This is a genomic window from Azospirillum doebereinerae (assembly GCF_003989665.1).
Classification (GTDB): Bacteria; Pseudomonadota; Alphaproteobacteria; order Azospirillales; family Azospirillaceae; genus Azospirillum; species Azospirillum doebereinerae.
The window spans coordinates 45,055-57,890 of record NZ_RZIJ01000007.1 but is presented as its reverse complement, the minus strand read 5'-3'; the positions used below and the strand labels follow the sequence as shown (position 1 = coordinate 57,890).

General features: G+C 65.1%; 11 protein-coding genes, 2 pseudogenes and 1 other annotated feature. Of the genes and pseudogenes, 7 read left to right on the top strand and 6 right to left on the bottom strand.

Annotated elements, in window-relative coordinates:
• Window positions 1–129 precede the first annotated feature (129 nt).
• From EJ913_RS10850 to EJ913_RS10840, 3 genes are read left to right on the top strand one after another with little or no spacing between them, the layout of a single operon-like run.
• Entirely contained in the window at window positions 130–1,629 is a 1,500-nt protein-coding gene (locus tag EJ913_RS10850; protein WP_126997650.1) for a sensor histidine kinase, read from the top strand.
• Window positions 1,630–1,651: 22 nt separating this feature from the next.
• Window positions 1,652–2,068 carry a response regulator gene (locus tag EJ913_RS10845; RefSeq protein WP_126997648.1) on the top strand — a complete coding sequence of 139 codons (417 nt, stop codon included), beginning with the start codon at window positions 1,652–1,654 and terminating at the stop codon, window positions 2,066–2,068.
• Window positions 2,065–3,111: a sensor histidine kinase gene (locus tag EJ913_RS10840; protein ID WP_126997646.1), complete on the top strand. Its 1,047-nt coding sequence runs from the start codon at window positions 2,065–2,067 to the stop codon at window positions 3,109–3,111. The genes EJ913_RS10845 and EJ913_RS10840 overlap by 4 nt, the downstream gene beginning before the upstream one ends.
• 23 nt (window positions 3,112–3,134) lie before the next feature.
• Here EJ913_RS10840 and EJ913_RS10835 read toward each other — a convergent pair whose 3' ends face one another.
• Window positions 3,135–4,313, bottom strand: coding sequence for a sensor histidine kinase (locus tag EJ913_RS10835; RefSeq protein ID WP_126997644.1), 1,179 nt, complete (start codon window positions 4,311–4,313; stop codon window positions 3,135–3,137).
• 163 nt (window positions 4,314–4,476) lie between these two features.
• On the opposite strand from EJ913_RS10835, the gene EJ913_RS10830 reads away from it, so the two are divergent.
• Complete coding sequence (locus tag EJ913_RS10830) at window positions 4,477–5,865, top strand: DUF7125 family protein (protein ID WP_126997642.1); 1,389 nt, start codon at window positions 4,477–4,479, stop codon at window positions 5,863–5,865.
• A 12-nt stretch (window positions 5,866–5,877) separates the two neighbouring features.
• The gene (locus EJ913_RS10825; protein ID WP_126997640.1) at window positions 5,878–6,264 is read left to right on the top strand and encodes a response regulator; all 387 of its coding nucleotides are present in this window, start codon (window positions 5,878–5,880) and stop codon (window positions 6,262–6,264) included.
• Window positions 6,265–6,751: 487 nt separating this feature from the next.
• On the opposite strand, the gene EJ913_RS10820 is transcribed toward EJ913_RS10825, so the two are convergent.
• The 4 genes from EJ913_RS10820 to EJ913_RS31600 form a co-directional block, all read right to left on the bottom strand.
• Window positions 6,752–7,498 (bottom strand): methyltransferase, TIGR04325 family, encoded by a 747-nt coding sequence (locus tag EJ913_RS10820; RefSeq protein WP_126997638.1) that lies wholly within the window; start codon window positions 7,496–7,498, stop codon window positions 6,752–6,754.
• Window positions 7,499–7,601: 103 nt separating this feature from the next.
• Window positions 7,602–7,865: a DUF4376 domain-containing protein gene (locus tag EJ913_RS10815; RefSeq protein WP_238519294.1), complete on the bottom strand. Its 264-nt coding sequence runs from the start codon at window positions 7,863–7,865 to the stop codon at window positions 7,602–7,604.
• Between the two features lie 223 nt (window positions 7,866–8,088).
• Window positions 8,089–10,647, bottom strand: coding sequence for an SPRY domain-containing protein (locus tag EJ913_RS10810; protein WP_126997634.1), 2,559 nt, complete (start codon window positions 10,645–10,647; stop codon window positions 8,089–8,091).
• Window positions 10,648–10,698: 51 nt separating this feature from the next.
• Window positions 10,699–10,836 (bottom strand): hypothetical protein, encoded by a 138-nt coding sequence (locus tag EJ913_RS31600; RefSeq protein WP_185909743.1) that lies wholly within the window; start codon window positions 10,834–10,836, stop codon window positions 10,699–10,701.
• A gap of 373 nt (window positions 10,837–11,209) precedes the next feature.
• Here EJ913_RS31600 and EJ913_RS10805 point away from each other — a divergent pair, with 373 nt between their 5' ends.
• Window positions 11,210–11,299: a K(+)-transporting ATPase subunit F gene (locus EJ913_RS10805; protein ID WP_126997632.1), complete on the top strand. Its 90-nt coding sequence runs from the start codon at window positions 11,210–11,212 to the stop codon at window positions 11,297–11,299.
• Between the two features lie 10 nt (window positions 11,300–11,309).
• Window positions 11,310–11,948 (top strand): annotated as a pseudogene (locus EJ913_RS10800) (potassium-transporting ATPase subunit KdpA); the annotation flags it as partial.
• A gap of 46 nt (window positions 11,949–11,994) precedes the next feature.
• Here the strand turns inward: EJ913_RS10800 and EJ913_RS10795 are convergent.
• Window positions 11,995–12,805, bottom strand: a pseudogene (locus tag EJ913_RS10795) (transposase).
• Window positions 12,405–12,521 (bottom strand) — a sequence feature (AL1L pseudoknot). It overlaps the preceding pseudogene by 117 nt.
• Window positions 12,806–12,836 lie beyond the last annotated feature (31 nt).

Here is a 12,836-nt window from a genome sequence, read left to right as displayed (position 1 = left end):
GCCGAAGTACGCCATCATGCCCGACGAAAGGCATCTCCAGGGTGTTTTCCCCAGTTTCCTGTTGCCTGATCGCGACGCTCCATTAGCATCCGGTTCCACTCTTCCTCTCGCCTGGGTTGATGTTCCGCGATGCCTGTCTCCAGCACCACCGTCACCCGCCGAACCCTGCTGATGCTGCTCGCCGGCGCCCTGACGCTGCTGGCGATCGTCGCGATGTCGGGCTGGCTGGCGGAAAGCACGCGGCGCTACTCCCAGGCCGTCGCGCGAATGACCGAGATCCGGGTCGTGGCGGGAAATCTTCTCAGCCAGCTCCAGGATGCCGAGATCGGTCAGCGCGGCTACCTCCTCACCGGGGACCGCCATTATCTCCAGCCCTACGAAAACGCGCGCAACGCGGTCGGGGGCACGGTTGCCCGGCTGCGCCGCGTCAACGAGGGGGAGGCCGGCACAGCCGGAGTCGTCGACCGCATCGGCTCCCTCGCCGTGGCCAAGCTGGAGGAGCTGGAGCAGACCATCGCGCTGTCGGAGGCCGGGCGCAAGGACGAGGCGCTGGCCATCGTGCGCACCGACCGTGGGATGCGGCTGATGGACGAGGCCCGGCGCTCGCTGGCGGACCTGATCGGCCAGGCCGATGCCCAGCTCGACGCGCAGGTCACCGCCATGGGCGAGCAGGCCAGCCTGTCGCGCTGGGTGGCCACGCTGGGCACCCTGTTCATCCTGCTGGTGGTGGGCGGGGCGGTGGGAATCGTGCTGCGCTACACCCGCGAACTCGTGCAGGCGCAACGCGCGATCCAGATCCTCAACGGCACCCTGGAGCAGCGCGTGTCCGAACGCACCGTCGACCTGCAACGGGCCAACGACGAGATCCAGCGTTTCGCCTACATCGTCAGCCACGATCTGCGCGCGCCGCTGGTGAACGTGATGGGGTTCACCAGCGAGTTCCAGGAAGGGCTGGCGAGCGTGCGCGCCCATCTCGACCGCCAGCCGGCGGAGCAGGACGACGCGGTGGCGTCGGAGGCCAAGCGGGCGATGGCCGAGGATCTGCCGGAGGCCATCGGCTTCATCCGCGCCTCGACGACGAAGATGGACCGCCTCATCAACGCCATCCTCACCCTGTCGCGCCAGGGCCGCCGCACGTTGACGCCCGAACCGGTCTCCATGCAGGAGCTGCTGGAAAACACGGTGGCCAGCGTCCGCCACCAGGCCAGCGAACTGCGCTGCGCCATCGACGTCGCGTCCCCCCTGCCCTCCCTCGTGTCCGACCGGCTGGCCCTGGAGCAGATTTTCGGCAACCTGATCGACAACGCGGTCAAGTATCTCGACCCGGTGCGGCCCGGCCGCATCTCGGTTCGCGGGCGGGCCGATGGAAACGGTCTGGTCTTCGAGGTGGCGGACAACGGGCGCGGCATCGCGCCACAGGACCGCGAACGCATCTTCGAGCTGTTCCGCCGGGCCGGCGTTCAGGACCGTCCGGGGGAGGGCATCGGGCTGGCGCATGTCCGGGCGCTGGTCCGGCGCCTCCAGGGCGACGTCACCGTCGATTCCACGCCTGGACAGGGCAGCGTCTTTCGCATAACCCTTCCAAAAATCCTGACTCTGTCCCCGGAGACGCCCGCTCATGAAGCGTGATCCACAAACGGTTTGCATCGTCATGATCGAGGACGACGAGGGGCACGCCCGGCTGATCGAGAAGAACATCCGCCGGGCCGGCGTGACCAACGAGATCATCCCCTTCACCGACGGCACCAGCGCGCTGGCCTATCTGTTCGGCGCGGACGGATCCGGCCAGGCCAGCGCGGGTCGGGCTCACCTCATCCTGCTCGACCTGAACCTGCCGGACATGACCGGGGTCGACATCCTCGCCAAGGTCAAGGCCAACCCGCACACCAAGCGATTCCCGGTGGTGGTGCTGACGACCACCGACGACCGTCAGGAAATCCAGCGCTGCTACGACCTGGGGGCGAACGTCTACATCACCAAGCCGGTGAACTACGAAAGCTTCGCCAACGCCATCCGGCAGTTGGGGCTGTTCTTCTCCGTCATCCAGCTCCCCGAGGCGGAGGCATGACGGAGCCCGCCGTTCGAGTCCTCTACATCGACGACGACGTTGCCCTGGCGCGGTTGGTGCAGAGGAATCTCGAGCGGCGCGGCTACGCGGTGGAGCACGCGAAGAACGGGCAGGAGGGGGTCGCCCGGTTGGAGCAGGGCGGCATCGCGGTGATCGGCCTGGATCACGACATGCCCGAGGCGATGGGGCTGGACGTCCTGCCCGTCCTGCTGGCGCGCCCCGATGCGCCGCCGATCATCTACGTCACCGGCGCCGGCGACACCCGGGTCGCCGTCGCGGCGCTGAAGGCGGGCGCGGACGACTACGTCCCCAAGGAAACCGGAGACGGCTTCTTCGATCTGTTCGTGGCGGCCATCGAGCAGGCTCTCGAAAAGGCCCGCCTGCGCCGGGAGCGGGAGCTGGCGGAGCAGGAGGTGCGCGCCGCGCGGGACCGGGCGGAGCTGCTGCTGCGCGAGGTCAACCACCGCGTCGCCAACAGCCTGGCCCTGGTGGCGGCCTTCGTGCAGATGCAGAAATCCGGCCTGTCCGACCCCGAGGCCCGCGCCGCGCTGGAAGAGACCCAGGCGCGCATCACCGCGATCGCCGGCATCCACCGCAGCCTCTACACGTCGGGCGACGTGCGCTCCGTCCGGATCGACACGTATCTGAAGACTTTGCTGGCCGAGATGCACATCGCGATGGCGTCCGCCCGCCGCCCGGACGCGTTCGTGGTCACCGCCGACGCCATCCTGGTGCCGACCGACACGGCGGTGTCCCTGGCGGTGATCGTGACCGAACTGGTCACCAACGCCTGCAAATACGCCTACCCCGACGACCGTCAGGGAAGCATCCGCATCCGGGCGGTGCACGCCCAGGGCCGGTTGTCGGTGAGCGTGGAGGACGACGGCATCGGCTGGACCGGCGAAGGCCCCCCTCAGGGAACCGGTCTCGGCACCCGCATCGTCCAGGCGATGGCGGCCAGCCTGGGGGCGATGCTGCACCACGACCCGCAGCACGCGGGCACGCGGGTCACGCTGTCGATGCCGTTTCAGCCGTTGCGATGAGACGATGAGGCGGGCTCCCCGGTTCAGGTGACGATCGGGAAGCGGACCTCCACGGTGGCGCCGCGCTCGACCGGCGGCCGCGTCACCGTCCCGCCGATCTGTCCCGCCAATCCGTTGATCAGCCGCGTGCCCAGGCTGCCCGGACGCGGCGGCCCCATCCCCACCCCGTCGTCGGCCACCGACAGCGTGGCCTCCTTCGTCGTCTGGTCGCAGCGCAAAGCGATCCGGATCGTGCCGACGCCGTCGGGAAAGGCGTATTTCACCGCGTTGGTCATCAGTTCGTTGACGATCAGCCCCAGCGGCACCGCATGGTCGAGCGGCACCGTGATCGCCTCGATGCCGGTTTCGATCCGGACGCCGCTGTGCTGCAGGCCGAGGTTCTCCGCAAGGCGGCCCACATAGGGCGCCAGCTCCACCAGGGCGTCCTCCTGATGGGCACTGAGCTGTTCGTGCGCCAAGCCGATGGCGGTCACCCGGTCCATCAGGCCGCGCAACCGTTCCTTGACGTAGGCGTCGCCGTGCTGGTGCTGCTCCAGCATCAGTATGGAGGAGACGAGCGCCAGATTGTTCTTCATCCGGTGCTGCATCTCGCTCAGACGCAGCGTCTGCGCCTCCGTTTCCTCCGATGCCGCCGCCTTCGCCCGGGCGACGGCCGCCCGGGCGGCCTCCTGGTCGGACGCCCGCTCGATCGCCACGCCCAGGATGTTGCCCATGGCCAGAAGGAAGCGCTCGTCGTCGGCGTCGAAGCGGCCGGGTTCCGTGCTGCCCATCTCCAGCAGGCCCCAAACCGCGCCGCCGCTGATGACGGGGACGACGACCAGCGACCGGACCCCATGCTCGCGCAGAAGGTCGGGCGTGCGAAGCTCGGCGCTGTCCACCAGATCGAGGACGCAGGTGGGAATCCGGGTCTGGTAGGTGCGGCCGGAAGGCGAGGCGGCGTCGATGACGAAGCGGGAGGTCCCGGTGCTCCCCGCCCGCCATCCGGTGCCGGCCTCCATCACGAGGTCGCCGCGGTCGCCGTCGAAGCGCAGAACCATGCTGTGGGTGACGCCGGCCCCGCGCACCAGCCGATAGGCGGTGAGGGGCAACAAATTCGCGAGCGGTATGTAGCTTGCCAGAAGACGGCTGTAGTCCTGGAGAGCGTGATGGTGATGCCTCAGCTTGGCGATGGTCGCGTCGGGGTTGAGCACTTGCTTTGACACCCTAAGGATCCTCCGCCCGGCCGAAATGGCCCGGCGCCTCGCTCGGATCAGAATTTAATAAGACGCACGTCATAGGTCGCGTCAATACCATGTGATAAGCGCAATCCGGCGCGCGATCCTGTAAGCTCGCCGCCTGCGCCACATTCCACGGTTTTGGAAATCCATGGCCCCGCTCGACCGCCTGCCCACCGGCATCGCCTCGCTCGACCTGATCCTCAAAGGCGGGTTGCTGCGCGGTGGTGCCTACATCGTTCAAGGGCATCCCGGCGCCGGCAAGACCGTGCTGGCCAACCAGATCGCCAGCCATCGCATCGGCCAGGGCGGGCGGGTCGTCTACCTCACGCTGTTGTCCGAGGGCCATGACCGGATGATGGCCCATCTTGCCCAGATGAGCTTCTTCCATCCCGAAGCCCTGGTGGGCCACCTCATCTACATCAGCGGCTACACCGAACTCGAAACGAACGGGCTGAGCGGCCTGTCGCGGCTGGTGCGGACGGAGGTCGAGCGGCACGGCGCCGAACTGGTCGTGCTCGACGGTCTGTTCGCCGTCGAGGAAACGGCGTCCTCCAGCCACGCCTTCCGCCGCCTCGTCCATGAGCTGCAGGCCCATGCCCATGTCACCGGCCAGACGATGCTGCTGCTCACCAACTCCCGGCACAATCCGGCAAGCCCGGAATACACCATGGTCGACGGCTGGATCGAGATGGCCGATGTCCGGGCCGAAGGTCGGGTCGTCCGCGAATTGGAGGTGCACAAATTTCGGGGGAGCGACGTCATCCGGGGCCGCCATCGCTACAGGATCACCCACCAGGGCATCGAGGTCTATCCACGCCTGGAAAGTCTGTCCGGCCTCCAACCGGCTCCCCCCCTCGACACCGCCTTCGCCAGCTCCGGCATGCCCAAGCTGGACCTCATGCTGCGCGGCGGCTTCGCCGCCGGATCGGCGACGCTCCTCGTGGGGCCGTCGGGAACCGGCAAGACCGTCGCCTCCCTTCACTTCGCCGGGACCGCCACGCCCGAGAACCCCTGCCTGTTTCTCGGCTTTTACGAGAGCCCCGAGCGGCTGCGGCACAAGGCTTCCGGAATCGGGGTGGATTTGGCGGCGCTGGAAACCGCCGGGGCGCTTCGTCTGCACTGGCGGTCGCCGGCCGAGATGCTGGTGGACGAGGTCGCGCGCTGGCTGCTGGACGAGATCGAGCGGACCGGGGCGCGGCGTCTGGTGGTGGACGGACTCGCCGGCTTCCAGCAGAACCTGATCGAAAGCGGGCGCATGGGCCGCTTCCTGACGGCGCTGGGCAACGAGTTGCGGGCGTTGCGGGTCACCACCCTCTACACCTCGGCGATGACCGGCAACGGGCAGTCCGCCGCCCCGGAGGCGCAGGGTGTTGCGGAATTGTCGCCGCTGATCGACAGCGTGATCTCGATGCGTCTGGTGGAGCGCAACGAGGCGATGAGCAAGCTGTTGTCCATCCTGAAGGTACCGGACCGCGACTTCGACGCGCGGATCACCACCTACACCATAGGGCCGGGCGGCATCGCCCTGGCCGGCTGAGGGGAACCCCGCGTGGCCAAAATCCTGCTGGCCGAGGATGAGGCCGTCATCCGGATGCTGCTTGTCGAGATGCTCGTCGACGATGGCCATCAGGTGATCGAAGCGGCGGACGGCGCGCAGGCTTTGGCGCTTCTGGAGTCCGATGTGGCCGTGCTGATCAGCGACGTGATGATGCCGCGCCTGACCGGGGACGAATGGGTTACCGCAGCGCGTGGCCGTCCGGGAATGGACATGGTTCCGGTCGTCTTCATGAGCGCCCTGCCCTTGCCGCCGGCGGCGAAGGCGCTGGCGACGGCGGTCCTTCAGAAACCCTTCCGTCCGACGGTTTTGGTGAAGCTCGTCCAGGAGATCCTGACGGGCGACACGCCGACGCCACACGCCGGTTCCGCGTTGCCGTGACCCTGGCGGCCCTCTTCTAAGGAGGGCGGCGAAGGCCGCTTCCCGATGGCCGCGCCGGCCCTGCGCATATGGGATTTCTTGGGGCGAGATGGCGTCTCTTTCCGCTTTTATAACAATCGGTTGTGCGGGTTTTAAATGTTAACGATATCACGAGAACACGCGAAAAATATGCGCAGGAATATCAGATGCTTGAGAACTAGTTTCGGATGGACTCGCTCCCCGGCTAAATCGACCGAAAAGTGAAGGGCCGCCCACCCGGCGCGTCCCTGTCGTGCGCGGGGGCGGAGTCATCGCCAGTGCGGAGAGGTCATGGCGCTCTCTCCTTCTTTGGCGGTCAGGCAGTGCGGATCGTCAGGCTTCCGACGCGAAAGCTCTTCGGGTCACCGCGAAAGGCGATGGTGGGTCCTTTCGGGCAAAGAAAAAGCCCGCTGGGGAAGGCGGGCTGCGAATGGGTTGGAGTTTTGTCGCTGTGATGCGATACGGCCCTTTAAGTATTGTTTTTCTTATCCAAGAGCAGACCAACACTGATCGCCGTTCTCCCATTTGGCAATGGGTGCGCGCCGTCAAACTGACAATCCCAGAACGACCGGAACTCGTGCGTTTCAGAAAGCATTTCCATCCAAATATTGAGGGCACAAACCCTTATAGGGAATTGCCAATTATGTGGATTGCCGACATTCTGTATACAATACATATCGGAAGTGTATTTCATATTATTTGGGTGCATGATTGGCAAGCGGTTTATAATCAGCTTCAAATGTTGGATGTTTGACATTTTTCTAAAAAGACCCTTAGGGTCATCAAGATAGTGAAGCGATCCGCTTGCCAAAATTAAATGATAGTTATCGTCAGCATCATCTAAGGACTCAAAGAACCTAAGGGCCCCTCCATTCGCGTGTTGATTTCCCGCCTTTACAAGCTCCGGCATTTCAATAACGTGCCAAGCATCTATTTGTAAATTATTACATATTTCCATAATCCTCTTATAATGGACCCCGCTCCCTCCCCCGAAGTCCAGGACGCGAAGCCCCCCACTATAGGATCCCGAAACCGACATAATGCCCATTGCAATCTGAGCTTCCGTCTCGCTGATTTTCACATTTTTCTGTGAAGCCGACGAGAAGTCATCTGTGACTTGCCTCCCCAAGTCAGTTACCATTTTCTCGTATGCCTCTTTATTGCAATTTTCCATTGCATCATGGATACTTTTGTAATTTCCGCTATATCTGTTCATCTCATTTGCCAGTTTGTGTGGTTTCTATTTTCACCCAGCGGTGTGGGGAAAATTATGCCATCCGCCCTATTGGTTGTCGATGTGAAGAGCGTCAAAAGGGCAATCAGGACCAACCGAAGGTAATGTCCACGGCCAGCACCTTGGACGCTGTCTCGACCGCTTCGATGGCGGCGATCAAGTCCAACCCGCGCTCAAAGCACGCATGGACATGGTCTGATACAGCGTCCCCGATGCCGATGACCTCGGCGCTGGTCAGCGTCACCTCGGCACCGTCTGCGCCCTTCCATCGGTGCAGGCGGTCTGGGTATTTCTCGGCCGTCCGGTATTTGCCATTGAGGAGGGTCTTGGATCGGTCGTCGGTGGCGATGATCTGCCGTCGGGCAAACCGATGCCACCGGTCTCCTTCTCCCAGCGCAGCGCTTCAAGGGCATTCTTGCGCGCGGCCCTGATTTCCTCCATCGGGATTGGCTCAACGTCTCAGGCGCGGACGATCCTGTTGTTGGCCAGGTCCGGCGTGTCGGTGTAGGTGGCGACCTGCCGGTGCGTGGCCGCGCCGAAGGTTGGAGTTTTTAAGATTTCCATGGGTCGCCTCAGAATGGGGTAAATCCGGCGGGGGGCGCGTAAATCAACCCAGTATTGATGCGCATGGAGACAGCGCCTCCAGCTGCGCCATCCAAATAGCAGGCTGGATAATAGACATATCCGCTTTGAATGCTGAATGTCGGGCTAGTGCCCATCGCGGGGTCGCCGCCGCCTTGCCAAACTCCATTCTTAGAAAACCAGATCATATTGGTGGTAGTATTGACGGCAACGCCGACTACATCTCCCGATGTGAACGTTGCTCCAAAGGTGTTGGCGGAAGCGTTATTGGCCTTGGTGCCGTTGCTGTTGTAGCCATAGCCCCGCACATCGCCGACGAAAGACGTGTGAGTCAGGGTCGCGCCCGCGACGCAGATGCCGGCTGTTCGCCCGCCCGTGCCGGCCGAAACATCGGTCAGCTCGAAATACTTGGATCCGGAGATGGCGTTCAACCCAAGTACAGATCCGTAATCTGCCGATGACACTGTTTTATAGGCATCCGACAATACAAGACCGGTGCCGATTTGAGCCGGGTCCCACGTCCAATTGCCGTCCGTGGCGGGGATGCCAATGGTCTGCCAGCCCGCGCCGTCGCAAACGAGGATCACCGACGCACGCTGCATAACGTTGAGCGCCGCGCCGCCATTGACGGTCTCGCTGCCAGCCGGATCGACCGTAATTGTCCCGTAGGCCGTATTCTTGAGGGTAATCGCGAAGCCGGCCTTGGCGGTCGCAACGGTTGGCAGTCCCAGTGTCCAGGTCCCAGACGCCAAGATGAGGGCTCCAGCGTCGGCGGTGGTGACCGTGTAAGCTGAGGCCTTGGTCGAGACGGCCGAGAAGTTGAGGCCCGTAGGCGCCGCACCTGCCGCGCGGGTGTAGGCGATACACCGCCAGTTGCCGCCACCCAAGCTCTCGAACAGCGCCGCATCGCCGGCCGCCGTCGTGATGTTGGCCACGCCCGGCAGGATGAGCGACGCCGCGTTGTGGGTCAGGGTCAGCGCCCCTGAGAACGTGACCCGCCGGAGCGCGCCAGCCTGCGCCGTCCCGAGCGCCGTGATCGTCGTGGTACCGGTCACCCGGACCGCGTTGCCCGCCGCGCCGCCGATGTCGGTCGTCGCCGCGCTCGCCACCGTCACGGCAGTCTCGTTGAGCGCACCCGTCAGGTTGCCACCGGTCATCTTCAGGAACGTCGCCGTCGCGCCGGCGGGAGTGACGGCCTTGGTGCTCGACGCCCCTGCTGAGGTTTCCGAACTCGACGCCGCCGGCAGACCGTCGCTCAGGAGGCGCCAGGAAGACCCGTCATAGGTGACAACGTATTTGGTCCCGGCGGCGACCTCACCACCGGTCAGCGCCGTCCCGTCCGCCTTGCGGACCGCCGTCGCTGCCGTACTGCCCACCGCCAAGGTCAGGGCACTGGTGTTGGAATGGCCGGCGATCCATTCCGCCGACGCACCGGCCGTGAGCGCGGAGAGCGACGCCGGAAGCACTTGCGCGTTGGCCGAACCGGAGGACGTGCCACCCCAAACAGGCCCCGGGCCCTGCGCGCCCGTCGCACCCTGAGGACCGGTTTCGCCCTGAGGACCGACAGGCCCCTGTGGACCCGCATCGCCCTGCGGCCCCTGCAAGCCGGTCGGCCCCGCCGGCCCCTGTGGGCCAATCTCACCCTGGGGGCCGATTTCACCCGAAACACCCTGCGGGCCGGTCGGTCCCATGTCGCCCTGCGGACCAATGGCGCCTTGCGGTCCCTGTGGTCCCGCTTCACCCTGGACGCCCTGGAGGCCGATAGGACCCGTTGCTCCCTGAAGGCCGATGTTATCCTGCGGCCCCTGGGGACCAACCTCGCCCTGGGGGCCTTGCGGACCGATCGGTCCGGTCGCGCCCTGGGGACCGACGGATCCCTGCTGACCTTGCGGGCCAGCAACACCCTGCGACCCCTGGGGACCGGCGGGACCAGCCTCACCCTGCGGACCAGTTTCGCCCGGAAGGCCTTGCGGTCCGGTCTCGCCCTGGGTACCACGAGGGCCGGGCAGGCCGGTCTGACCGCTGACGCCGATCAGCCAGGACGACGGGGTGCCGCCGCCGCGCACGTCCTCGATCTCGATCATCAGGGCGCCGGTCGAGGGATTATAGTCCACCACACGGCCAGCCATCGTGTTGGCGGCGTTGGCGGCATCGCTGGCGATGACCCACATGGAAGGTTCAAAGCCCTTCTTCATGTCCGCCATCAGCAGCTTCGGCCCGAGGCCCAGGGTCACGCTGCTGGTCAGGGATCGCGCGCTGAGCAGGCCGTTCGCTGTCACCGGCAGCCCGACGAGGGTAAAGTTATTCTCGTGTAAATCTGATCTCCTCAAAGCATGGGAGTGCCATGGCGATGCGCAAGGCACGGCCTTATGGCGTTCCGTTGAAAAAAGGATGGCGGGAGTGTCGGGTCGGTCGGCCCAATGACCGAGACCCGCTCGGTTGCTGGCTTTCAAAGCCGAACCGATGGGGGAAAATATACCTCGAAAAGTCATTAAAAAAGGTTTATTTGCACATTTTTTCTGCGCCGAAGCCTCCGGGGCACCGGGCATGAAAAAGACCGCACGCGGCGGCCGGGTCGGACTGGGTTGTTGTCGCGGGGGTCAGTCGGGCCAGAGCAGCGCCGGCAGTTTGGCGATCATCTCGGCCGGGGTGAGCGGCGCCCGGCCCTTGGCCTGGAAGCGCGGCACGGACGCCTCGCCGGCATAGGTCAGGCCGTTCGCCATGTTGCGCAGCACCATCACATGCCCACGGCTGGAGTGGCAGCCGAGCCGGCCACCACCTCCCTGCGACAGCGCTAGTGCTGCCGAATAAGTTTCGGGATTTTTTAGGATGCCACAAGATATCACATTGATTAATAAAACTTTTTTCCCCGGCATATATGGGATTTATACGCCAAGGGCCCGCCGTCCCTCCTCGAATTTATATGCGCCTCCGCTGCATCCTCCACAGGCCGGGCACGCCTGCCCCCCGCCGTCCCGCACGCGACAGCGTCGGGACGCGCCTTCCGGAGACCAACCATGCTCGACATCCTTGTCCTGGCGCTGACCGTCGGCTTCTTCGCCGGGTCGGTCGCCTACGTCCACGCCTGCGACCGGCTGTGAGGAGGCATCCATGATCCTCGACCACGCGCTGGCCGGTCTCGTCACCGCCGGCCTGCTGGCGTATCTGGTGTACGCCCTGATCCGCCCCGAACGGTTCTGAGGAGCCTCCCATGACCGTCAACGGCTGGATCCAAATCCTCGTCTTCATCGCGCTGGTCGTCGCCTTGACGCGCCCGCTGGGCGGCTTCATGACCGGCGTCTTCAACGGCGAGCGCAATTTCCTCTCGCCGGTGTTCGGTCCCGTCGAGCACGGCCTCTACCGCGTCGCCGGCGTGAACGCCAAGGCCGAGCAGCATTGGGTGACCTACGCCGTCTCCATGCTGCTGTTCAGCCTGGCCGGCATGCTGCTGCTCTACGTCCTGCAACGCCTTCAGGCGGTCCTGCCGCTCAACCCGCAGGCGATGGCGGCGGTGCCCGCCGACCTCGCCTTCAACACGGCGGCGAGCTTCGTCGCCAACACCAACTGGCAGAGCTACGGCGGCGAAAGCACCATGGGCCATCTGGTCCAGATGGCCGGGCTGACCGTGCAGAACTTCGTCTCCGCCGCCACCGGCATCGCGCTCGCCGTCGCGCTGGTGCGCGGCTTCGCCCGCGCGTCCGCCCGCACGGTGGGCAATTTCTGGGTCGACCTGACCCGCGCCACCCTCTACGTGCTGCTGCCGCTCGCGTTCCTGATCGCGCTGTTCCTGGTCTGGCAGGGCGTGCCGCAGACGCTGGCCGGGGCGGTGGACGCCACCACGCTGGAAGGCGCGAAACTGAACCGCGCCGGGTTTGTCGGAGGCCATTTGGTTTGAGTCACGCCGCGATAGCGACGGCCTCGGTTTGAGCATAGTAGCGCGCTTCAGCCTCGGCGGGCGGAATGTTGGCGATGGGTTCGAGAAGGCGCCGGTTGTTGAACCAATCGCTCCATTCCAGGGTGGCGAACTCGACGGCCTCCAGGGTGCGCCACGGTCCTCGGCGCCGGATCAGTTCGGTCTTGTCGAGGCCGTTGATGGTCTCGGCCAAAGCATTGTCATAGCTGTCGCCGACGCTGTCGACAGACGGTTCGACGCCGGCGTCGGTGAGACGCTCGGTGTACCGGACAGCGACATATTGTTTGCATCCCAGACCCGTCGGATGGCCAAACCCAGCTCCGCGTCGCTTCGCGAGCGGGCCGGCACCCTGGACGGATCGGCCCGCCGGGCGGCATGGGCGTGGTAGGTGGACGGGGTGATCGGCAGCACCTTGCAGATCGGCTCGACCCCGTGGACGGCGCGGTGCGCGTCGATGAAGACGATCATTTCTTGAACGGGCGGTCGAACTCCGCCTGGGCGAAATACGCCGACGCCTTGTGCAGGATCTCGTTCGCCTGGCGCAGTTCCCGAACCTCACGCTCCAGCGCCTTGATCCGCTCCTGCTCGTCCCTGCTCGGGGCGGGTTGCTTGCCTTGGTCGCGCTCAGCCTGCCGGCCCCAGCCCCGCAGCGTCTCGGCCGTGCAGCCGATCTTCGCCGCGATCGAGCCGATCGCCGCCCACTGCGAGGCGTGATCCCCCTCGTGCTCGAACACCATCCGAACCGCGCGCTCGCGGACTTCAGGGGCGTATTTGCGTGATGCCGGTTTCGTCATGATGACCCCATCCTCTCAAGAAACGGGGCCT

Coding starts and splice junctions, on each gene's coding strand:
- EJ913_RS10830 (WP_126997642.1), top strand. CDS start 4,477: ATGGCCCCGCTCGACCGCCTGCCCACCGGCATCGCCTCGCTCGACCTG.
- EJ913_RS10820 (WP_126997638.1), bottom strand. CDS start 7,498: ATGAACAGATATAGCGGAAATTACAAAAGTATCCATGATGCAATGGAA.
- EJ913_RS31600 (WP_185909743.1), bottom strand. CDS start 10,836: ATGGTGCTGCGCAACATGGCGAACGGCCTGACCTATGCCGGCGAGGCG.
- EJ913_RS10850 (WP_126997650.1), top strand. CDS start 130: ATGCCTGTCTCCAGCACCACCGTCACCCGCCGAACCCTGCTGATGCTG.
- EJ913_RS10805 (WP_126997632.1), top strand. CDS start 11,210: ATGATCCTCGACCACGCGCTGGCCGGTCTCGTCACCGCCGGCCTGCTG.
- EJ913_RS10845 (WP_126997648.1), top strand. CDS start 1,652: ATGATCGAGGACGACGAGGGGCACGCCCGGCTGATCGAGAAGAACATC.
- EJ913_RS10840 (WP_126997646.1), top strand. CDS start 2,065: ATGACGGAGCCCGCCGTTCGAGTCCTCTACATCGACGACGACGTTGCC.
- EJ913_RS10810 (WP_126997634.1), bottom strand. CDS start 10,647: ATGCCCGGTGCCCCGGAGGCTTCGGCGCAGAAAAAATGTGCAAATAAA.